Source organism: Anabaena azotica FACHB-119 (genome assembly GCF_014697625.1).
GTDB classification, from domain to species: domain Bacteria; phylum Cyanobacteriota; class Cyanobacteriia; order Cyanobacteriales; family Nostocaceae; genus Trichormus; species Trichormus azoticus_A.
The window spans coordinates 123,167-143,759 of the sequence record NZ_JACJSG010000002.1; the positions used below are offsets into that span (position 1 = coordinate 123,167).

At 43.1% G+C, this 20,593-nt stretch carries 20 protein-coding genes; 8 read left to right on the forward strand and 12 right to left on the reverse strand.

The genetic code is table 11. The features are described from left to right. Window positions 1–75: 75 nt before the first annotated feature. The 5 genes from H6G83_RS01855 to H6G83_RS01875 all read right to left on the reverse strand — a co-directional run bounded on the left by H6G83_RS01855 (window position 76) and on the right by H6G83_RS01875 (window position 7,808). Complete coding sequence (locus tag H6G83_RS01855) at window positions 76–3,390, reverse strand: HEAT repeat domain-containing protein (protein WP_190466096.1); 3,315 nt, start codon at window positions 3,388–3,390, stop codon at window positions 76–78. Between the two features lie 572 nt (window positions 3,391–3,962). After that, window positions 3,963–4,439 carry a hypothetical protein gene (locus tag H6G83_RS01860; RefSeq protein WP_190466470.1) on the reverse strand — a complete coding sequence of 159 codons (477 nt, stop codon included), beginning with the start codon at window positions 4,437–4,439 and terminating at the stop codon, window positions 3,963–3,965. Between the two features lie 309 nt (window positions 4,440–4,748). After that, window positions 4,749–6,152, reverse strand: a complete 1,404-nt coding sequence (locus tag H6G83_RS01865; RefSeq protein WP_190466098.1) for an NAD(P)(+) transhydrogenase (Re/Si-specific) subunit beta — start codon at window positions 6,150–6,152, stop codon at window positions 4,749–4,751. Continuing rightward, a complete protein-coding gene (locus H6G83_RS01870; RefSeq protein ID WP_067776201.1) occupies window positions 6,149–6,442 on the reverse strand; it encodes an NAD(P) transhydrogenase subunit alpha in 294 nt (97 codons plus the stop codon). Before H6G83_RS01870 ends, H6G83_RS01865 begins: the two co-directional genes overlap by 4 nt. A 208-nt stretch (window positions 6,443–6,650) precedes the next feature. Then, on the reverse strand, window positions 6,651–7,808 hold the full coding sequence (locus H6G83_RS01875) for a Re/Si-specific NAD(P)(+) transhydrogenase subunit alpha (protein ID WP_190466103.1): 1,158 nt from the start codon (window positions 7,806–7,808) through the stop codon (window positions 6,651–6,653). A gap of 738 nt (window positions 7,809–8,546) precedes the next feature. Here H6G83_RS01875 and H6G83_RS01880 point away from each other — a divergent pair. Then, the gene (locus tag H6G83_RS01880) at window positions 8,547–9,059 is read left to right on the forward strand and encodes a DUF2808 domain-containing protein (RefSeq protein ID WP_190466106.1); all 513 of its coding nucleotides are present in this window, start codon (window positions 8,547–8,549) and stop codon (window positions 9,057–9,059) included. A gap of 101 nt (window positions 9,060–9,160) precedes the next feature. Here H6G83_RS01880 and H6G83_RS01885 read toward each other — a convergent pair whose 3' ends face one another. Continuing rightward, window positions 9,161–9,766 carry a hypothetical protein gene (locus H6G83_RS01885; protein ID WP_190466109.1) on the reverse strand — a complete coding sequence of 202 codons (606 nt, stop codon included), beginning with the start codon at window positions 9,764–9,766 and terminating at the stop codon, window positions 9,161–9,163. A 265-nt stretch (window positions 9,767–10,031) separates the two neighbouring features. Between H6G83_RS01885 and rpmH the strand changes: the two genes are divergently transcribed. The 6 genes from rpmH to H6G83_RS01915 all read left to right on the forward strand — a co-directional run bounded on the left by rpmH (window position 10,032) and on the right by H6G83_RS01915 (window position 13,591). Continuing rightward, window positions 10,032–10,166: a 50S ribosomal protein L34 gene (gene rpmH, locus H6G83_RS01890; RefSeq protein WP_082727323.1), complete on the forward strand. Its 135-nt coding sequence runs from the start codon at window positions 10,032–10,034 to the stop codon at window positions 10,164–10,166. Between the two features lie 25 nt (window positions 10,167–10,191). After that, window positions 10,192–10,590, forward strand: coding sequence for a ribonuclease P protein component (gene rnpA / locus H6G83_RS01895; RefSeq protein ID WP_190466112.1), 399 nt, complete (start codon window positions 10,192–10,194; stop codon window positions 10,588–10,590). After that, the gene (locus tag H6G83_RS01900) at window positions 10,577–10,960 is read left to right on the forward strand and encodes a PH domain-containing protein (RefSeq protein WP_190466116.1); all 384 of its coding nucleotides are present in this window, start codon (window positions 10,577–10,579) and stop codon (window positions 10,958–10,960) included. Before rnpA ends, H6G83_RS01900 begins: the two co-directional genes overlap by 14 nt. Before the next feature lie 311 nt (window positions 10,961–11,271). Next, on the forward strand, window positions 11,272–12,414 hold the full coding sequence (gene yidC, locus H6G83_RS01905) for a membrane protein insertase YidC (protein WP_190466119.1): 1,143 nt from the start codon (window positions 11,272–11,274) through the stop codon (window positions 12,412–12,414). A gap of 3 nt (window positions 12,415–12,417) precedes the next feature. Then, entirely contained in the window at window positions 12,418–12,936 is a 519-nt protein-coding gene (locus H6G83_RS01910; RefSeq protein ID WP_190466122.1) for a Jag family protein, read from the forward strand. A gap of 145 nt (window positions 12,937–13,081) precedes the next feature. Further along, window positions 13,082–13,591 (forward strand): YceD family protein, encoded by a 510-nt coding sequence (locus H6G83_RS01915; RefSeq protein ID WP_190466125.1) that lies wholly within the window; start codon window positions 13,082–13,084, stop codon window positions 13,589–13,591. Here the strand turns inward: H6G83_RS01915 and H6G83_RS01920 are convergent. Continuing rightward, window positions 13,584–13,730 carry a hypothetical protein gene (locus tag H6G83_RS01920; RefSeq protein ID WP_190466128.1) on the reverse strand — a complete coding sequence of 49 codons (147 nt, stop codon included), beginning with the start codon at window positions 13,728–13,730 and terminating at the stop codon, window positions 13,584–13,586. The two genes, H6G83_RS01915 and H6G83_RS01920, sit on opposite strands and share 8 nt — an antisense overlap. Then, entirely contained in the window at window positions 13,727–14,521 is a 795-nt protein-coding gene (locus H6G83_RS01925) for an FHA domain-containing protein (protein WP_190466130.1), read from the reverse strand. The genes H6G83_RS01920 and H6G83_RS01925 overlap by 4 nt, the downstream gene beginning before the upstream one ends. Window positions 14,522–14,738: 217 nt before the next feature. Between H6G83_RS01925 and H6G83_RS01930 the strand changes: the two genes are divergently transcribed. Then, the gene (locus H6G83_RS01930) at window positions 14,739–15,173 is read left to right on the forward strand and encodes a hypothetical protein (RefSeq protein ID WP_190466133.1); all 435 of its coding nucleotides are present in this window, start codon (window positions 14,739–14,741) and stop codon (window positions 15,171–15,173) included. A 7-nt stretch (window positions 15,174–15,180) separates the two neighbouring features. Here H6G83_RS01930 and H6G83_RS01935 read toward each other — a convergent pair whose 3' ends face one another. The 4 genes from H6G83_RS01935 to pruA all read right to left on the reverse strand — a co-directional run bounded on the left by H6G83_RS01935 (window position 15,181) and on the right by pruA (window position 20,264). Continuing rightward, window positions 15,181–15,612 carry a hypothetical protein gene (locus tag H6G83_RS01935; protein ID WP_190466136.1) on the reverse strand — a complete coding sequence of 144 codons (432 nt, stop codon included), beginning with the start codon at window positions 15,610–15,612 and terminating at the stop codon, window positions 15,181–15,183. Window positions 15,613–15,787: 175 nt separating this feature from the next. Beyond that, window positions 15,788–16,480 carry a hypothetical protein gene (locus H6G83_RS01940; protein ID WP_190466473.1) on the reverse strand — a complete coding sequence of 231 codons (693 nt, stop codon included), beginning with the start codon at window positions 16,478–16,480 and terminating at the stop codon, window positions 15,788–15,790. A gap of 307 nt (window positions 16,481–16,787) precedes the next feature. After that, complete coding sequence (locus H6G83_RS01945; RefSeq protein WP_190466137.1) at window positions 16,788–17,222, reverse strand: GNAT family N-acetyltransferase; 435 nt, start codon at window positions 17,220–17,222, stop codon at window positions 16,788–16,790. A 57-nt stretch (window positions 17,223–17,279) separates the two neighbouring features. Then, window positions 17,280–20,264 carry an L-glutamate gamma-semialdehyde dehydrogenase gene (gene pruA, locus H6G83_RS01950; RefSeq protein ID WP_190466140.1) on the reverse strand — a complete coding sequence of 995 codons (2,985 nt, stop codon included), beginning with the start codon at window positions 20,262–20,264 and terminating at the stop codon, window positions 17,280–17,282. Window positions 20,265–20,593: the final 329 nt, after the last annotated feature.

A 20,593-nucleotide genomic window follows, 5' to 3' on the forward strand; every position in this document is an offset into this window, starting at 1 on the left:
GGGAAGGGGGGCAGGGGGGTTAGGTCTTTAAAATTTTGATGCCAGCAATAATACTTTTCCAACATCCCCTTAGCTTCACCTAGTCCTCAATAACTGGACAAAAGTATTACTCACTGTATTATCCTTAGTATCCGCAGCATATTGAATCAACTTTTCCCGCAATTCCTTAGCTGCATCTAATGGGAGTAAGGTTGCTAACAAGAAGTAAACGCCACGAAAACGCGGATCACCCATTCTATCTACTAGTAATCCTTCCGCCTCATCACTATCACCCAAAAAATTCTGCACTAGGAAAAAGTCCATAATTTTATCGTGGCGGAAGTACCATTCTTTCTTGTCTTCGCCTTTATCGTTTTTCCATTGACGGCTGACAACCATTTTGTATTTTTCATCTTCCAAAGAGGTGACGGCTTGATAAAATTCCTCGGCGGGTAAGGCTTGTTTGTCCTGCATTCGCATTTCGTAGACGGCGGCGGAGAATTTCTTTAAGGGAAATTCGTATTTCCATTCTTTCTCGTATTCTGCCGCCATGAGATTATATTGCTGTTGTTGGAGGCGGAACAAGTCGGGCTGTTGACCTTGTGCTAACATCAACGCCACGACGGTTAAATCCATTGGGTTGGAGAGAATGCGGCGGGCTGCTGCTAATTCTTCCTTTGGTTGCTGGGTGGTGAGGGCTTGTGTTAAGTAGTTGGTGCAGGCTGTTTCGTAATCAGCACCTTGAATTGGGGCATCTTGGGGGAGGCGGGGCTGGCGAGACAGCAAGAACTCTTGAATTTGGGTTTGTTCTAGGGGTTGTAGGTGGTAGGTTTTGGCGGTTGAGGGGGGTGTCCACTCTAGGGGCTGGGTAGTCATGATAATGTTGCCCCGGAAATAACTTTCCACAAACTGGCAGATTTTCGCGCGGGTTTCGGCGGTGACTTCGTTGAGTCCATCGATGCAGATGTCTATTGCACCACTGTAAATCAGGTTTTTGAGGAAGTCGGCATCTTGGGCTTGCCCGTGTAGCTTGTCTTGGATGGCTTCAATTACGCCTTTATGACATTTTTGGGCGGGGAGATATACGACAATGCGCTGGGAGTTTTGCAGGAGATGGCGCAGAAACATCGACTTGCCTAAGCCAGAATCACCTTCTAAGATAATTTGCCCTGTGATGCTGGGGAGGGCGGCGGTGACAGGGAGGATTTCGCCTGTACCGGGAACTTTTACCATCGACTGGGGGAAGTAGGCTTTGTCCTGAAAGTTATCTAAGCCGGCATCGGCGAGGAGGGAGGGTTTGAAGGGTGCAAATAATTTGCGGCGGAAGGGGGGAAACCAGGTGAGGAGAAAGCCGACGTAACCCACGCCTAAGATGCGGCGTACCCAAGGGTTCCAGAAGAAGATGGCTTGGATTTGGGGGAATTTGGGGTAGGCGAAGATCAAGGCAAGCCAGAAGGTAATGTGAGTGAGGATTGTGCTGCTAACTGTAAAAAACCATTGCCAGTTCTCAAGGTTATTGATCTGTGACTGTACTGCATAAGCTTTATAAGGGTAGGAAGTTTTGAGATTGTTGTAGTGGGACTGTAACAAAGTGATATCTTGCCATTTCCAAGGAACTTTTCTACTGTCGGCAACTATCGAAATGTTATGTGCTAAATCTTCTCTTAATCTCTCTAGCCCCTTACTAGCTTCCCAAGCTTTGAGAAAAACCTCCAGTGTTTTCTTAGCTTCATCGTGGCTTAATGAGGCAGGAATTGTTTCAGGGAAACCCAGCCATGTAAGCAGAGTTTTCACTTCTTCAGTGCCGCCACCAAGAAAATAGGTTAAAAATCGGTACTGGGCAAATTTTGATTGATCTGCGTAATAAACGCTATCCAAAATTACAACAATATTATTCAGGTTGAGTTGTTCTATCTTTCCCAATGCCTCTGCTACACCGTAACGAACACGATTGTCAACGGATTTATCCTTGAGGATTAGGGCAATGTCTTTGATGTAGGGTTTGGCAGCATCGCCCAGTTTTCCCAATGCTATTGCTGCAAAGTAACGAACACGATTGTCAACGGATTCATCCTTGAGGAAGTCGAGGATGTCTTTGACGTAGGGTTTGGCGGCATCGCCCAGATTTCCCAATGCCAATGCTGCATTGTAACGAGCGAAATTGTCAACGGATTCATCCTTGAGGAAGTCGAGGATGTCTTTGACGTAGGGTTTGGCGGCATCGCCCAGTTTTCCCAATGCCCATGCTGCTGCGTAGCGAACATAACTGTCAACGGATTTATCCTTGAGGATATCAGCGATATCTTTGACGTAGGGTTTGGCGGCATCGCCTAGATTTCCCAATGCCTCTGCTGCAAAGGAACTATAATAACTGTCAACGGATTCATCCTTGAGGAAGTCGAGGATGTCTTTGACGTAGGGTTTGGCTGCATCGCCCAGTTTTCCCAATGCCTCTGCTGCACGGGAACGACCATAACTGTCAACGGATTCATCCTTGAGGAAGTCGAGGATGTCTTTGACGTAGGGTTTGGCTGCATCGCCTAGATTTCCCAATGCCCATGCTGCTGCGTAGCGAACATAACTGTCAACGGATTTATCCTTGAGGATATCAGCGATATCTTTGACGTAGGGTTTGGCTGCATCGCCTAGATTTCCCAATGCCTCTGCTGCACGGGAACGAACATAACTGTCAACGGATTTATCCTTGAGGATATCAGCGATGTCTTTGACGTAGGGTTTGGCAGCATCGCCCAGATTTCCCAATGCCTCTGCTGCACCGGAACGAACATTACTGTCAACGGATTTATCCTTGAGGAGATCAGCGATGTCTTTGACGTAGGGTTTGGCAGCATCCCCCAGATTTCCGAATGCTTCTACTGCACGGGAACGAACATAACTGTTATCAGATTTATCCTTGAGGAGATCAGCGATGTCTTTGATGTAGGGTTTGGCAGTATCCCCTAGACTTGCCAATGCCCATGCTGCACGGTAACGAATATTATTGTGAACGGATTTATCCTTGAGGAGATCAGCGATGTCTTTGACGTAGGGTTTGGCTGCATCGCCCAGATTTCCCAATGCGTCTACTGCACCGTAACGAATATTATTGTCAACAGATTTATCCTTGAGGATTTGCACAGCTTTCTTAGCAATATCTTCCAGCTTTTGGCTGACAGATTTTAAATTTTCCAGGTCATATTCAACTAATTTACTGAGTGCATATCCCTTAACTGTGTCATGTCCATCATCAAGGGCGGCTAGTATACCGTTAATCTGCCACGCTTGCGGCTGGGGTTTGGGCTGTTCTTTGGCACTCACCCAAGGTAGACAGAGGAGGAAAGAAAGGATGAAGACTAAAGAATAAAGGATGTAGCGAGAAGGCTTGGTATTTTGACGGACAATTGTGATCATGTTAAGTGCAAGGTGGCAAATTACACGCGCTTATAAGTAATCATATCAACTGGCACAGAATTATTTAGGGGTAAGTGGGGACTGGGGACTGGGGACTGGGGAAAAAGAAATAGTTGCGCGAGTATTAAAGTCTCGTGAGCGAGTGTTAAAGACTCATGGGCGAGTATCAAAGACTCGTGAGCGAGTATCAAAAACTCGTGAGCGAGTATTCAAGACTCGTCAGCGAGTGTTAAAGACTCATAGGCGAGTATCAAAGACTCGTCAGCGAGTATTCAAGACTCTCGCGTGAGTATCAGAAACTCGTGAGCGAGTATTCAAGACTCATTAACGAGTATCAAAGACTCGTTGATCACTAAAAACAACTCAAAGGTAAGTTGTTTTTCATTTTACCTGCATAAAAAGGGCGGGCAAGATGCCCACCCCACAAGGGTTGGATGTAATTTTAATGTGCCAATTAGATGTTTTTTGGCTTAAAAGAATGTGAGTTTGAGGAGTATGGTTTTGACCTCTCCCCCAGCCCCTCTCCTACGAGGAGAGGGGAGTGAAAACTTTATCTGTGTAATATCTATTAGCTATGAACTAGAAGCGGCTTTTGCAGGTTTGCTTTTCATCGCCTTAAACCTTTCCCCTAACTGTTCCGCGAGAGTTTTTAACCCTGGAGTTTTCTTTGCCGCAGTCTTGACGTAATCATACACAGTTAAACTGCTACCCATTGCTTCGCTACCAACTGCCAATAAGGTATCATCTACCTGTTCTGTGAGTTGTTGCAGTCCCATCAACAGTTCGGTAAGTGTGACAGCTAGTTGATAATCCCGCACAAATTCTTCTACATCAAAACTGGCTGGTAAAATGTCTCGGTTCGACTGGGCAGCAGTCAGGCTATTGTTGACAAAAGCTAGGCTTTTATCGCCCATCTTAAATAATTTGCGGCGTTCCTCTACACTCAAAGTAATGAGGAAGGGTAACTTGGCTTGAATTGTCGCCATTGCTGCTTTAATTTCTTTGATATCTTCAGCAGAAAGGGACGCGGTGATGTTTTGGTAAGTCATCGGATTTTTACCGTCGGGAATTTCTGTTATGATTCCCACTGGTAAATGCGATATTGCACTATTGTTTTTTCCGGCGTGAAACAATTAGGGCGTGTTTTCAAAATCTTTCGCTTTCCCCTAGTCTGGAAAACCCCTCTCCAAACCTCTCCCCGACGCGGGGAGAGGCTTTGAATTTTCCCCCTTCCCTCGTAGGGAAGGGGGTTAGGGGGTTAGGTCAAGCGTAGATTTTTCCACATAACGAATAAAAAACTTGCCTCAGAAGCAACAAACCCCCAAGACAAGCAAACAATTTCAATTATTCTTATTACCCTAAAGCTGCTTCACCTCAGAAACTAACTTCGCCACCATATCTTTAGCACTACCAAAAAGCATGGTGGTTTTATCTTTGTAGAACAAATCATTATCTACACCAGCAAACCCTGTACTCATCCCCCGCTTAATCACAATGGTATGCTTTGCTCTATCTACTTCCAAAATCGGCATTCCGTAAATCGGACTATTGCGATCGCTACGTGCGGCAGGGTTAACTACATCATTAGCCCCTATGACTAAAGCTACATCTGCTTGCTCAAATTGGGGATTAATATCTTCCATGTCATACAACTGGGTGTATGGTACATTCGCCTCAGCCAGCAACACATTCATATGTCCGGGCATTCTCCCCGCAACCGGGTGAATGGCATACTTAACATCAACACCCATCCGTTCTAATTGATCTGCCAATTCCCGCACACTATGCTGCGCCTGGGCTACCGCCATCCCGTAGCCAGGAACAATTACCACAGAACGAGCATACCCCAACATCATCGCCCCTTCTTCGGGATCAATGCTGTGGACTGTTTGATCTGTTGCACCAGCAGCGCCGCCACCAGCCGCAGTCCCGCCTGAACCAAAGGCGCTAAACAATACGCTGAGGAGGGAACGGTTCATGGCTTTACACATGATTTCGGTGAGGATGATACCGGAAGCCCCTACCAATGCACCAGCGATGATTAACATATTGTTCATCACCACGAAACCAGCCGCCGCCGCCGCTATCCCCGATAAGGAGTTTAACAGCGAAATTACCACGGGCATATCTCCCCCACCAATGGGGATGACAAACATCACACCCAAGACTAAGGAGACGGCAACGACTGCTAAGAAGACGGGTAAGCTATGGGGGTGGATAATTAAATAAGCACTTCCAGCTACATAAGCACCCAGAAGCAACAGGTTAAATGGTTGCTGTAAAGGAAAGGTAATTGGGGAACCACTAATTAATCCTTGCAATTTGGCGAAGGCGAGAAAGCTACCTGTGAAGGTGACACCACCAATTAACACATCCAATAACATGGAAATGTTGACATCTAGGGGTACAGGTACGCCAGCATCTAATAACCGCCAGAACTCAGCCACAGCAACTAACGCCGAAGCCGCACCACCCAAACCGTTAAGTAAACCCACCATTTGGGGCATTTCTGTCATCTGCACTTTGTAAGCTGCGATCGCACCCAGTGCTGAACCAATTGCCAAGCCTAACAAAATCATTTCATAATTGAGGACTTGCTGATCCAACATTGTGGCTACAATTGCCAACAACATCCCCACAGCCGCAACTACATTCCCATTACGCGCCGTCGCCGGAGAACCTAATTTTTTTAAACCCAATATAAATAAGGATGCAGCGACTAAGTACGTCAGCTGTATTCCAGTTGGTAAAAAGTCGCTCATGCTTTCACCTCTTTTTTCTTAAACATTTGCAGCATTCTGTCAGTGACGAGGAAGCCGCCAACAACGTTAACAGTTGCCAATACAACGGCAATTAAACCGAGAATTACAGATAAATTGGTGTTTCTTTCACCTGCTGCGAGTATCGCCCCAATTACCGCAATGCCAGAAATTGCATTGGAACCTGACATTAAGGGTGTATGGAGAGTAGGCGGTATTTTGTTGATAACTTCAAAGCCGATGAAAGATGCTAAAACAAACACAAACAAAGCTGCAAGTAATGCCTCTGTCATTATGAAATTCCTTTTGGTAATTGGTGATTGGTGATTGGTGATTGGTAATTGGTAATTGGTGATTGGTGATTGGTGATTGGTAATTGGTGATTGGTAATTGGTGATTGGTGATTGGTAATTGGTGATTGCGTATTAGCTATTTATCTTTCCTATTACCCATTACCCATTACCCATTACCCATTACCCATTACCCATTACCCATTACCCATTACCTAACTCCCACAGTTTCTAACGCATCCTTCACCCGTTGATTACGAATTTCTCCGGCGTGGGTGATGCAAGCGGCATCGATGATGTCGTCTGTAAAATCTACTTGTAGCGCTTTGTCTTTAACTAACAATTGCAGCAAGGAACTGAGGTTTTTGGAATATAATTGGCTGGCGTGGACTGGCATTGATGAAGGGAGATTAATTGGGCCGATAATTGTCACGCCATTCCAGACGATATCTTTACCGGGATCGGTGCAAGCACAGTTACCACCTTGTTCGGCGGCTAAGTCTACAATGACTGAACCGGGTTTCATATGTGCAACCATTTCTGCTGTGACTAACAATGGTGCTTTTTTCCCTGGTACTTGGGCAGTTGTAATTACTACATCAGAATTCTTGACGTGTTCCGCAACCACTTCTTGGGTGCGTTGTTTGCTGGCTTCGGAAATCTCCTTTGCATAGCCGCCTTGGGCGGTGGTTTCTTCTTCGAGTTTGACTTCGACGAATTTCGCCCCTAAACTCTGCACTTCTTCTTTCACTGCTGGGCGAATATCGAAGGCTTCCACAACTGCACCCAAACGTCTGGCGGTGGCGATCGCTTGCAATCCTGCTACACCAGCCCCCATAATAAATACTTTCGCTGGGGCGATCGTCCCGGCTGCGGTTGTCAACATGGGGAAATATTTCGGTAATGCTGCTGCTGCAATTAATACCGCTTTGTAACCCGCCAAGGATGCTTGAGAAGATAACGCATCCATAGACTGCGCCCTGGTGGTTCTGGGGATCAGTTCCATACTCAAGGCTGTAATTTGACGATGTGCTAATTGTTGCGCCACCCCAGGATTTCCCAAAGGATTAAGAAAGCTAATTAATACCGCACCTTCCCGCAATAAATCAATTTCCGAACGTCCATCTTCCCGTTCTTGCGGTGGGCTAACTTTTAATAAAACCTCTGTTTCACCCCATAATTTGCCGGGATCATGAATAATTGTCGCTCCTGCTGCTGTGTATGCCGCATCATCAAAAAATGAGCGCTCTCCCGCACCTGTTTCTACCCAAACCTCCAAACCCTGTTTAACTAATCGAGCCACGGTGTCAGGATTTAAGGCTACACGCCGTTCACACACTTCAATTTCTTTAGCTACTGCTATTCTCATGAAATCTCCTGAAGATAAATACCTAATCTCTGCACAAACTGCAACTTTTCTGATGGAAATATCATTAATTCATAGCTCTTACTAAAAACTATGCAAAATTGATTTCCCTTGTAATGAAACTTGAGCTTTACCCTTGATGCTGACGGGCGATGCCGGAGAAAGAGCTTAACTGAGCATCTGGCAAATGTCCCACTTGCTGATAGCTGCCAATCGCTTACATATTGTAAATTCTATTTTGATAGCCCAATTTTTCTTTTTAGTCTTTAGCTTATTTTCGGGATTGCCAAATTTTTACATTTCTTTTCTCTTATATACCGCAATCATCAGCTAATTTATGAATTTTGTTTACTAATATTTTTCTAACAAATGTCCTGCTATTTTTAGAATGATTATTGATGTAATTCCAGCTGACTTTCACCAATCTATCTCAATTTAACAGGCGATCGCTATTTTGATAGCTCAATTTTTATAACAAACTACCTAAATTAAGATACACTTGTACATATTTAGAAACAAAATCATCTATTAACAGTGTTTCTATTGACTTTAGACCCCAGTGTTTCTACCAGCAGTTGTGATTCTAGAATCGAAGGCACTTTTTGTCTCCACTGAACGTCTAATGTGTATCACACAAGCCAAAGCTAACTGCACCCTTACTTAAAACCTTGATTGAGCGCTTTTGTCTGTAAGTCCTGTGATATGTATAACAAAAACATTATTTGGTGGAGGAGCCTAACTATGAGACGTTTACTTTCAGCTTTAGCAGTTACTGGTTGTGTAATAGCTGCTGTGCCAACTGTCTCCTTGGCACAGAGTTTACCAGGATTTACACTCTTTAGTGGTGTAAAAAGCGAAAATCAGCTACCCTTTCGCTTAGATTTCGGTGGACAAAGTAATAGCTGGGATAGGTACAGATTGAGGATTCCTGCTCAAAAAATGAAATTAGCAGCAGCACAATTTGCTATTACTTACCCAGAGTATTACAAAGGCACTTTTGATACTAAAGATATCGAAATCCAAGTTAAAGGCAAAAAAGTTCCTGTATCTGAAGTAAAATGGGATCGAGAAGCTAGGCTACTAGAAATCTTCCCGGAAGAGCCAATACCAGCAGGTAGTGGAGTAGAATTAATCCTTTCCAATGTACGTAATCCAGCATTTGGTGGCACATATTATTTCAACTGCCAAATTCTCGCACCCGGAGATGTGCCTTTACTGCGCTACTTAGGAACCTGGATTTTAAGTATCAATTAGTTCCTAATCAATAGTCAAAAGTTCAGATTTGATGTGAACTTTTGACTATTGAATATTATCAATAATTGTAAATAGCGAGTTCTTGAGCCTGCCCCTATACCTTAATATACAGGGCGAGACCGTAAAAATATTGCCCCTATACTTAGAGCTAGTAATGCCAACGTAGAAGAATACTCTGGTACATTTTCAGGAGCCGAAGCAAGCAGTGGCTCGAAAGTAGAAGCAACAGCAGTATTCTGCACACTGGAATACAAAACACCTTGTTGCAGTGACACTCCTCCTCGAATAAATGGATCACCCTCTCGGAGAATAACTCCAACAAAAAATTCCCCAGTTTCTAAATTAATAATGCCATTTGTCCTCTGCCCAAGCAGATTGTCCAAAGTTCGAACATCGACCTCACCGTTACTTTGTTGCCGTATGTATGTAAACTCTGTCAAAAGAGCAAAACCCTCATAACCAGGTGCTGCTAAACTATCGTCATAGCTATAGCTACCACTGACTTGATCTCCTACTTTAGTACCGTTAAGGTCTGCGTCAGGTGGTAGCAACTGACCACCTCCATACAGTTGTGTCACAACACCAGTGTACCTGTAAGTAAAAATAGCTGCTTGAGCAGTACTGGATGTACTAGCAACTAGTATTGCAGTTGCTGTACTAGTTACAACAGCGTGAAAAATATTTCTGAACTGAGTTATAAAAGACATTTGTGTAATAAAGCAGAATTTTTGCGTTAAAAAACCTAATTAAAACCCAGAAATTATCCAAGCTTAGACAGCCGATCTTTGCGCCATCAATTTCTTCTGGTGTTAATAATTACCTAACATATTTATGACTTGAAGTTAACTTGAGCAAATATTTTGGTCAATACTTCATTAGTCGTAAGTTGCCAGATAGATTTCCAATGCTATTATTTGGTGATAAAATTATAGATTGTGACTTTTTATAGAAATCGCTTAAGAGGACAAGACTATGCAGAGAACCCTTGGAGGAACTAACCGTAAGAGAAAAAGGACTTCTGGGTTTCGTGCCAGAATGCGGACTCCAGATGGCAGAAACGTCATCAGAGCCAGAAGAAAGAGAGGACGTTATCGTTTGAGTGTGTAGGGTATTTTAGGCGTAAAGACTAGCTGTGGCATTGCCTAAAGCAAACCGATTAAAATCCCGGCAAGATTTTCAGGCAGTTTTCCGAGAAGGGCTGAGACGACATAGTGCCAATTTCACATTGCGAGCATTAAAACCGTCCTCTGCTAACAGTTCTTCTTTGGATACTGCCAGCAAAACACAACTGAGTACACTTATTGGTGTTTCGATCAGTACCAAAGTAAGTAAAAAAGCAGTGGTGCGTAATCGCTTAAAAAGGCAAATAACGGCGGCAATTGGACAAATATTGCCGAAATTAGCACCAGGATGGAAATTAGTGGTAATTGTCAAGCCAGCAGCCGCAGAAACTAAGTGCGTAAGCCAACAATTTCTGCAAGAATTAGAGCAGTTGTTGGCACAAACTGAGGTACTCAATGGGCATTCGTGAAGAAGTTTATTATGAAGGCGGCCCCCACGTTGGGGATTTGATTTTGAGTATACTAATTGGACTAACTGTAGTGGGTATTCCCTTAACGGTTGGGGCGATTATTAGAGCATTATGGTTACGCTATCGCATCACCGATCGCCGAATATCTGTGATGGGTGGTTGGATGGGACGCGATCGCTCAGACATAATTTATTCAGAAATTACCAAAGTAGTGATAGTTCCTCGTGGTATCGGTATCTGGGGCGACATGGTAATTACTTTAAGAAATGGTAGTCGTTTAGAATTGCGGGCTGTTCCCAAATTCCGCCAAGTTTATGACTACATTAACGAAAAAGTAGCAGCCAGAAATCCTCAATATACTGCTAAATAGGGAGCAGAGGAGCAGGGGAGCAGAGGAGCAGGGGAGCAGGGGAGCAGAGGAGCAGGGGAGCAGGGGAGCAGAGGAGCAACCCACCCCTAGCCCCTCCCAGGAGGGGAACGGAGCAGGGGAGAATTAAATAATTCCCAGCCCCCAATCCCCAGTCCCCAATCCCCAGTCCCCACTCCCCCTACTCCCCCCACTTCCCCATCTCCCGATTTATCTGTGCGGCTATCCGTAGCAGAAGATAGTCCCACAGTCATCACTATTTAGATAAATTAGATTCAGTTCAGTTTACAGTAGCTCTCTTTGAAGTCAGAATAATGGATTTTGGTATCGGGTTTCTCTCGAACAACGTAATGTTGCCGATCATAGACTTTTTCTATAGCGTAGTACCGAGCTATGGATTGGCGATCGTTGCTTTAACATTGATAATCCGCTTCGCGCTCTATCCCCTGAGTGCTGGTCAAATTCGCAATATGCGGAAAATGCGAATTGTGCAACCTCTCATGCAGAAGCGGATGGCAGAAATCAAAGAGCGCTATAAGGACGATCCGCAGAAGCAGCAAGAAGAAATGCTCAACGTCCAAAAGGAGTTTGGCAACCCCTTAGCCGGATGTTTACCATTATTGCTGCAAATGCCAGTTCTGTTGGCGTTGTTTGCCACCTTACGCGGTTCACCTTTTGCTGGCGTTAACTACTCTGTTAACCTGCAAATCTTCCCCGCCGAACAAATCGAGCGTATTCAACCCCAAGCTTTCGCCACTGCTCCGCAAAATATTTATATTGCTGATGGAGAACATACCAAAGTTACAGCCATCCTCCCCGGTGGGAATAAGTTAGCTGTAGGCGAAAAAACAAAGATTCAGTATCAGACTCTGGAAGGCAAACCATTTTCCGTCCTGTTAGCAGAACACCCAGACACAAAACTTTATCCCGACTGGAAAATTACCAAGGGTGAAGACAGAATTAAAATCGACGCTGAGGGCAATATAGAAGCCTTACAGCCGGGCGATGTCACCATTCAAGGTACAATACCTGGATTAGCAGCCGATAAAGGCTTCTTGTTCATTGATGCTTTAGGTAGAGTCGGCGCAGTTGACCCTGATGGCACAGTCCACTGGGATATTGTAGCGATGATTGTCTTCTTTGGTATCAGCCTTTACGTGAGCCAAGTGCTTTCCGGGCAGAACTCCAGTGGTGGCAATCCACAACAGGATACAGTCAATAAAATCACCCCCGTCATCTTTTCTGGGATGTTTTTGTTCTTCCCCTTGCCGGCTGGTGTACTTATGTACATGGTAATTGGTAACGTCTTCCAGACCTTACAAACCTACATTCTCTCCCGCGAACCTTTACCAGAGGAACTACAAAAAATCGTAGAAACTCAAGAAAAACAAGCGGTGGCTGAACAAAAGACATTACCTTTTGAGCCAAAAAGTTCCAAGAAAAAGACCACAGGTTAATAGATGAGCAACAATCCCATGCAGCGAGGTCAGCAGTGGCTAAAATCACTGCTGGAACTCACTGGGATATCAGCTGAGATTCACGGTAGTTTAGAAACTCCTCAATCTCATGATGAAGATTCCCAAGAAACAGACGGTTACTGGTTGACAATTGACGAAACCAACTTGAACCCAGAGCAAATTCGTACTTTAATCGGTGCTGATGGCTCTGTATTGGACGCAATTCAATATTTGGCTAATTCTACTCTTAACATCAATCAACCCCATGAAGGACAAGCTTCCTACACGGTAGAGTTGAACGGTTATCGAGTCAAAAGACAAGCGGAAATTAAAGAAATAGCCGAAACAGCCGCCGAACAAGTCCGTTCTACAGGTCAAGAAGTGGAAATTAAATCCCTCAGTTCTGCGGAAAGGCGTTTAGTGCATACCTTCTTAAAAGACTTTGATGATTTAGAAACCTTTAGCCGTGGTAAGGAACCTCATCGTCATTTAGTTGTTCGTCCGTTTGTGGGTGAATTATGAGGGGTTAGAGATGAAAAATTTACCCAGTCCCCAATCACCAACCCCTATTTATATTCATTGTTTGTAAAAGCTAAACTTAAAGTGGGTTATCAGCAGTTTTGCTGATGTCCAGCATAAATTTTTGTAATGATGTTTTACAGATCCTATGGACGCAATTTTTATTCCGCAGCTAACTAAAGCCCCGGAGCGGACAGAGGAAGTTCAAGTGAAAGAGTTTTTGCCGGGACTAGAGACTTTGACACCAGTTCGTGGTCGCGTCCGCGTACAGCATCATGGTAATTACCTACAAGTGTCGGCTCAGGCAGAAACAATTGTTACTTGTACCTGCAATCGCTGCTTACAGCAATATAATCATCGCTTGGCGGTGGATACTCAAGAGGTTATCTGGTTGGATGATGCTGTTGAGCAAGAGCAAGACCTTCCTTTAGAACGGGAAGTAGCTATGGAGGATTTAGTAGAAACCTTATCCCCCAATGGTTATTTTTATCCCAGTGAATGGTTGTATGAACAAATGTGTTTAGCAATACCCCAACGTCAATTGTGTGATAATAATTGTCCAGGTATTTTAGCTAAAGATAATGCTGAAAGTTCAGACCAAGTAGTTGATAAACGCTGGGCGGGGTTAAATGCGCTGAAAAAGCAATTACCTAGTTAGTATTGTGTTTATTTACTGAAAATATAGCTGTAGGGTGGGCAATGCCCACCTTAAATGTTTTTAACCAAGAATATTTTGTGATGATAATTGCCAATGCGATCGCCAAAATCACCATCTGCTTAAGCACAACATTTTTCACTTTTTAATTCCTTGCTGAAATGTAAGCGGATCAAAATTAAACACTTTACCTGTCCTCAACAATTGAATACCGCAGGTGATAGCAGCGAATGAAATCAGCATGGGAATAAGTGAAACTGAACTAACAACTACACCACTACCAATAAACAAAGCAATTCCTATCCCGATCAACACCCAGCCTAGTATCCGATTATCACGTCCGCCCCAATTGAGCGCTATTACACCAGATGTACCCAGTAAAATTCCCGGTGTACTAAGGAAATATATGTTCACATAAAGGCTTGTGCTAAAAAATGCCACGCCTGCTATTATCAACCCTATACCAATCAACTTACTGACTAAGGCCACTTCACCTTCCCCATTTGGGCTAGTTGTAGGTGATGTAATCTTAGTTGGTGCAGAGTTTGGTGCAGCGTTACCTGTAGCAGATGTGCTACTTTGCTTAACTCTAAACAAAAAAGTTACCTTATCTCCTTGCCCAAGTGCAATTGTATCTCCAGGGTTTAAGGTACAAAAAACTTTAGCTTGCAATCTCACCCCGTTAACATAAGTACCATTAGAGCTACCTAAATCTGTTATGTAATATTCACCCCCACTTATCCAGATTTGCGCGTGAATGCGGGAAACTACATCAGCATCTGGTAAACCAGAAACATCAATATCTGGGGGCTTTTGTTCATTGGGTTTACCAATAGAAATTAGGGATAGGTTCGGTAATAGAGCAAAAACTGTGCTGGTTTGAAGATGAACCAACTCCTTAGAGATTTCTGCTGCTGGGGATGAACTTTGCATGGGATTTTGCTTAAATCGCTGCTTCCAAGTTCTTATACAATACCGAAAAAGTCCAATAGGGAAACTCCGGAAAGATGTATAAATTTTTTGTAGTTTTATAACGACAAATATGATTTTTTATATATCACAGCATTTGCTCTATCTAAGTATGATCAATGCTAGTGTAAAATCATGCAATAGACAATATCCGCAATACGTAAGATTTAGGTTAGTCTCAATGTCTACTAATAAAGCCAGGCTGCATCCCAAAAAATTAATTTCTTGCTTAGGTATTGTAGCAACATCATTAGGCGTAATGATTCCTAACGCCGCTTATACCCAGACTACGAGTACCCCTGTTATCAGAATTTTAAGGGTAACGGTTGCTGGAGGTACAACTTTTAAGTTGCAAGAAAATTGGTTTCGCCAGTCAACCGAAATTACAGACAATAACAAAAAATGTGGAGTTAGAACAGGGGACAAGTTTTTTGTCGCTACTATTAACGATAATAGAAATAATAATGCCGAGTACCGTGAAGGGAATCGGGTTGAAAGACTTAGAGATTACTATACAGTGACTTTTGATAGACCATTACCTTGTAATCGGACAAATCAAACATGGTATATATTTAAAAACCATGTCCAGCAGTTACAAGCTGTTCCTATCCGCTAATTATTAGCTACAAAATCTCTGATAACCTTTGCAGCAGACTATCTGCTAAATCAGATATTTCTATCTCTGATGTCTGAGAATCTGCTAACAGATGTTTCACAGCAGTTAACCTCTCATCTTTTGAAGGAATTTGCCAAGATTCCTCTAGGTTAACTGCTATTTCAAATAGCGATCGCTCTCCTAAATGCTGCCTTAATCTCTGCGCTACAGCATCATCACTGACTAAAAATTCTTTGATTTTATCTAATATAAAACTAGTAAATATTTCTTCCTCTCTCCACGCTTCTAACCAGTCACTATCAGCATCTTCAATGTAAACATGTATATAGTTAATCCCATATTTTAGCCAGTCTTGCTGCATTTCTCTGGCTGTTGCTAATGCTTGTGTAAATTCGTCCACCTGACTATTGTAGCTGTTGGTTTCTTTGTGGTTAGCCATATCAAGCTGTGATTAGCAGATAAATTAATAGGTGAAAACGGAAATTTGGAATAGCAGATTTTTTAATATAGCTTTTCTTGATCCAGTGAGGTACAGGTAAGAATAATTAAACGCAGATGAACGCAGATGAACGCAGATAGATTTGTACCTCGACAGATTAGGAAAGGCTGTAAAATTAAGAAAAATTTAAATATTTGCCACCTGCAAGATAGTCACTGTTATACAGTGCTATGTTGACTAACTGATGAACAAAATTGGCATCTTGAGGGTTGTAACTTAAAAACAATCCTCTTTTGATTTCCCACGATCGCAATGTGTTCTCCCAAGCTTGGCATTTCTGCTGGTGCAATTCTTTACTAACACTAGTCACTTGAATACACAAGGGTTGTTGGTTATGATTACTAACAATTAAATCCGTGGCCATAGAAAGGTCTGCAATATAGCGCTGCCAAAAACTCCCGTCTCGATTAGCGATATCTTGCGCTATAGCTTTAATGATATCATCATCGACTTGATTAAAGTTTCCCGCCATCAATTTTTGTTTCCAAATGTAGAATTTGGAGTCACTAGCATTAATCCATTTGGGAAACAGATAACCATACCAATATCGCTCGTTAGCTGTCATTTGCTCGAATTTGGCTTGTTTTTCTTCTGGTGAAGGTAAAGATTGAATTATCAGCCAAATGGTAGAGTCAGTAATTACCTCTAAAAGAAATGCTAAGACATATGGTTTCGCTGTCAGCGAACCAGGCTTAATGTTTTTAACCCAGCGATTAATTTCACTCAATCTCCTGGCTAGGTTAGGATCTATGGATGATGCCTGCTCTATCAGGGAATTGAGTTTGTCTTTAATTTCTGTTGCTTGCAAACGGTGGCTTACTTTCAAGAACTTACGCTTTTTCCAGTTTATATAGCAGGGGACAGGTGATAGGGGACAGGGGACAGGCAAGAGAAAGCTCTTGCAGTAAAGATTTGATGATTCATCAATGTCCGCGCCCTATGTGGCGACTGCTATACTTAATTTAACTCACTAGTAGGTTTTTTAACAAATGTGTAGGCATAGGTGAGAGGTGATAGGGGACAGGGGACAGGTTAAAAATCCTTTTCATTTTTATTAATAAGACCTGCCGATAGAAAATGATGAAAATTCTTGGTAGTTTTTTTAGTATTTAAAGTTAGATTTTCTTTTGCATTTCTATATGAGGAATGCCAGCTTCTGCAAATATGTCACTTACTTGAATAAAACCTAATTTATCGTACAAAGATTTAATGTATACTTGGGCATGAACTATTACTTCAGTAATATTTTTCTTAGCTATAAGTTCTAAAGCTTGTTCCATAATTTTTTGACCTATACCTTGCCCTCTAGCTAGGGATAAAACAGCCAATCTTTCTATTTTGACGGTCTGCTCATCCAAATATCTAATTCTGGCAGTACCTACAGCTTGTCCATCTAAGTAAGCGATTAAATGCTGGCAGATATCATCTTTACCGTCAAATTCTAAAGCAATATCCACTCCTTGTTCTTCTTGAAATACAGTTTTTCTAATTGCGGCGATCGCCGGAAATTCTTCTGGTATTTTAGCAACTCTAATGATGACATCTGACATCAGAATTTCTCATGATTTATAAATAGCTGAGGCATTTGCCCCAGCTATTTATCTAGCTTAATCTACACCTTCAATTGGTGCAAAACCTTGGCGTTGGATGTTTTCTGTAATTGTCCTTGGTTCTAGGAACTGTAACAGATAATCTGGGCCGCCAGCTTTGGAACCGACACCAGAAAGTTTGAAGCCACCAAAGGGCTGTCTACCAACGATCGCTCCCGTAATGTTACGGTTAATATATAAGTTGCCGACTTCAAACTCTTCTTGTGCCTGTTGAATGTGGGAAGGTGTACGGGAATATATTCCCCCAGTCAAGGCGTAGTCAGTACCATTAGCAATTGCTAAAGCTTGGGTAAAATCCTTGGCTTTAATTACCGCCAACACAGGGCCAAAAATCTCTTGTTGGGCTATTGTCCCATTGGGTGGAACTTCGCTAAAGATGACAGGGCCGATAAAATAACCATGTTCAGGTGCGCTTAACTCTAACGCCACCTGAGATTCTGCCTTACCCTTTTCAATATACTCGCGGATGCGATCGCGGGCATTAGCATCAATTACCGGGCCGACTTGGGTACTTGGTAACTCCGCCTCACCAATATTCAAGGATTTTGTCGCTTCCACCAGTCGCCGCACAAAAGCATCATAGATGGCTTCCACTACCACCACTCGCGAACAAGCGGAACATTTTTGCCCACTGTAACCAAAGGCTGACTGCACCACCCCGACAACCGCTTGGTCTAAATCAGCACTTTCATCTACAATAATGGCATTTTTCCCGCCCATCTCCGCAATTACTCGCTTCATGTGCTTTTGTAAAGGCTTGAGGGTAGCTGCTTCCGCATAAATACGACAACCAACTTCCTGAGAACCAGTAAAAGCAATTAGATGAGTGTCAGGATGACTGACTAAGTAAGCGCCAACTTGCGAACCCTTACCGGGTACGTATTGAAATACACCTTGAGGAATGCCAGCCTCTACCAAAATTTCCGTGAGTTTAGCGGTGATGACAGAAGAAGTTTCCGCAGGCTTAAGCAGAGTACAATTGCCTGTAACTAAGGCGGCAACAGTCATACCACAGGCGATCGCTAGAGGGAAATTCCAAGGAGAAATCACCACCGCAATGCCACGTGGCTGGTAGATATAACGATTTGTTTCCCCAGGTACATCATAATTTATACCTTCATATAACCGTTCCATCTCCTCGGCGTAGTAGCGACAAAAATCTATCGCCTCCGAAACCTCAGCATCAGCTTCCTTAACAGGCTTACCCACCTCCAAAACTATCCAAGCCGACAATTCCGCCCGGCGCTGTTCCATCAAATCAGCCGCCCGACGCAAAATATCCGCCCGTTGCTTCACCGGAGTCCGTCGCCAACCAGGAAACGCCGCCTTAGCCGCCTGCATCGCCGCTTCCGCCTGTTCCACCGTAATTAACCCAACCTTACCTACCACCTGACTAAAATTAGAAGGATTAACAGAATCAATCACCTCAGCAGTCTGTACATACTCCCCATTAATCAAAGGTAAGTAAGTCCTTCCCAACTCCCCACGCACCTTTGTAAAAGCCTGCACCGCCTCCTTCCTCTCTTCCTCCTCCGCAAAATCAGTATCCGCCACCCCGACAAAACCTTCCTCTTCCTCTTTGTGTCTTAGCGCCTTTGCGTGAGCTAAATTAATATCCGGTGGCGCAAGCAATTCCTCTACTGGCTTATCCTCCAAATTCTGCCGTAAAAAAGAACTATTCGCCGTATTTTCCAACAACCGCCGAATCAGATAAGCCATCCCCGGCAATAATTCACCATAAGGACAGTAAACCCTCACCCGATACCCGCGATCAACCAAAGCCTTCGCCAACTTATCCCCCATCCCGTACAGCACCTGCATTTCAAACCGCCGCCGGGGGACATTCAAAGTTTCGGCAATAGCGATCGCCAAAGCTTGCGATCGCACATTATGGCTACCAATGGCAGAATAAACATACTGATGATTTTCCAACAATAACTGAGTTATTGCTTCAAAATTAGCATCAGTTGCCGCTTTATCATTAAATACAGGCTGCGCCCAGTGTTTTTGTGCTGCTTTAATAGTTTCCTGATCCCAATATGCGCCTTTTACCAAGCGAATTGTTAAAGGATAACCACGCTGTTTCAACCAAGCGATCGCATTTCTAGCATCATTTTCACTATCACGTAAGTATGCTTGGATAGTAATGCCAATATCTGTACGTTGACGAAACTCATCTTCTAATAAGATTTTTTGCAAAATATTTAGAGTTAAGTCTTTATAAGCATACTGTTCCATATCAAAATGGATAGCTGCGCCCAAGTTTTTAGCATGACGTAATAAAATGCGGATGCGATCGCTAACTCTCTGTTCACTACCCTGAGCATCTAAAGGGTCAAATTGGGAATAAAACGCCGTTAACTTAACAGAAACCTGGACTTTTGCTAACTGTTCGCCGTCTGCTTCATCAATAGCCCCAATATTACCCCAACGCTTAGAAGCTTCTGTTAACTGAGTAATTAATTCTTGATAGCGTTCTAGATAAGATTGCGCCTCAGTTTCTGTAATTACCGCCTCACCAAGTAAGTCAATGGTGAAAGCCATTTTTTCCTTTCGCAGTCTTTCAACCGTCTTAATAACTTGTTGAATATTTTCCCCAGCAATATATTTATGTGCTAAAGTCTCAACTGCTGTAGATACGGTAGTTGCAGCCACCTGTCCCGGCATAGAATCAGGGTTAGCAAAATTCAGCATCCCCTTCAAAGCGGCGGGAAGTTCAACAGATTCATCGCCCAAATATTCTTGTAAATGTGAAGCAATTTCCGCTTTACTATGTAATGCCGGCAGAGTATCGATAAACCTGAATAATTGCACTCGTAAACCGGGGTTACTCATCGCCCAAGCTAGCAATTTATCATCCCAGCGCATCTGATCGCGCAAAGAAGCAAGAAATGAACGATTTTCTTGAGTTGCTGCTAATAATTGTCTAGCGATTTCTTGAGTTTTCGCTTCGTAGGTGCTTGTTTGTACTTGTAATACCACTGATAGGAACTCCTGAGTCAACTTCAGACTTATACAGTCCGTGCTTTCTATTGTGACTCGTCAATTTTATTGTCACCATACATAAATAATTCAAAACATTTCCAAATGTATCAGCTTAATAACATCAGCCTATATCCGCATTACAATTTGTGATAAAAACCGAGATTAAATTGCCAACATAGGCTTATTGGACTGATAGTTTTGCGCCTTTATAGGGGAGATTCTTTGAGCAATGCCTATTTATGCGTAAATATAACTAAATATATTGGTATCAGAGCCTCTACCGAGTGAGACTGAGGCGCAAGTTTACTTTTCATTACTGAGGAGCG

Bases quoted from the DNA above. Each gene is read 5' to 3' on its own strand.
- H6G83_RS01880 (WP_190466106.1), top strand. From the start codon at position 8,547: ATGAGACGTTTACTTTCAGCTTTAGCAGTTACTGGTTGTGTAATAGCT.
- H6G83_RS01860 (WP_190466470.1), bottom strand. From the start codon at position 4,439: ATGACTTACCAAAACATCACCGCGTCCCTTTCTGCTGAAGATATCAAA.
- H6G83_RS01855 (WP_190466096.1), bottom strand. From the start codon at position 3,390: ATGATCACAATTGTCCGTCAAAATACCAAGCCTTCTCGCTACATCCTT.
- yidC (WP_190466119.1), top strand. From the start codon at position 11,272: ATGGATTTTGGTATCGGGTTTCTCTCGAACAACGTAATGTTGCCGATC.
- H6G83_RS01865 (WP_190466098.1), bottom strand. From the start codon at position 6,152: ATGAGCGACTTTTTACCAACTGGAATACAGCTGACGTACTTAGTCGCT.
- H6G83_RS01875 (WP_190466103.1), bottom strand. From the start codon at position 7,808: ATGAGAATAGCAGTAGCTAAAGAAATTGAAGTGTGTGAACGGCGTGTA.
- rpmH (WP_082727323.1), top strand. From the start codon at position 10,032: ATGCAGAGAACCCTTGGAGGAACTAACCGTAAGAGAAAAAGGACTTCT.
- H6G83_RS01930 (WP_190466133.1), top strand. From the start codon at position 14,739: ATGTCTACTAATAAAGCCAGGCTGCATCCCAAAAAATTAATTTCTTGC.
- H6G83_RS01870 (WP_067776201.1), bottom strand. From the start codon at position 6,442: ATGACAGAGGCATTACTTGCAGCTTTGTTTGTGTTTGTTTTAGCATCT.
- H6G83_RS01910 (WP_190466122.1), top strand. From the start codon at position 12,418: ATGAGCAACAATCCCATGCAGCGAGGTCAGCAGTGGCTAAAATCACTG.
- H6G83_RS01885 (WP_190466109.1), bottom strand. From the start codon at position 9,766: ATGTCTTTTATAACTCAGTTCAGAAATATTTTTCACGCTGTTGTAACT.
- H6G83_RS01935 (WP_190466136.1), bottom strand. From the start codon at position 15,612: ATGGCTAACCACAAAGAAACCAACAGCTACAATAGTCAGGTGGACGAA.
- H6G83_RS01925 (WP_190466130.1), bottom strand. From the start codon at position 14,521: ATGCAAAGTTCATCCCCAGCAGCAGAAATCTCTAAGGAGTTGGTTCAT.
- H6G83_RS01945 (WP_190466137.1), bottom strand. From the start codon at position 17,222: ATGTCAGATGTCATCATTAGAGTTGCTAAAATACCAGAAGAATTTCCG.
- H6G83_RS01900 (WP_190466116.1), top strand. From the start codon at position 10,577: ATGGGCATTCGTGAAGAAGTTTATTATGAAGGCGGCCCCCACGTTGGG.
- H6G83_RS01915 (WP_190466125.1), top strand. From the start codon at position 13,082: ATGGACGCAATTTTTATTCCGCAGCTAACTAAAGCCCCGGAGCGGACA.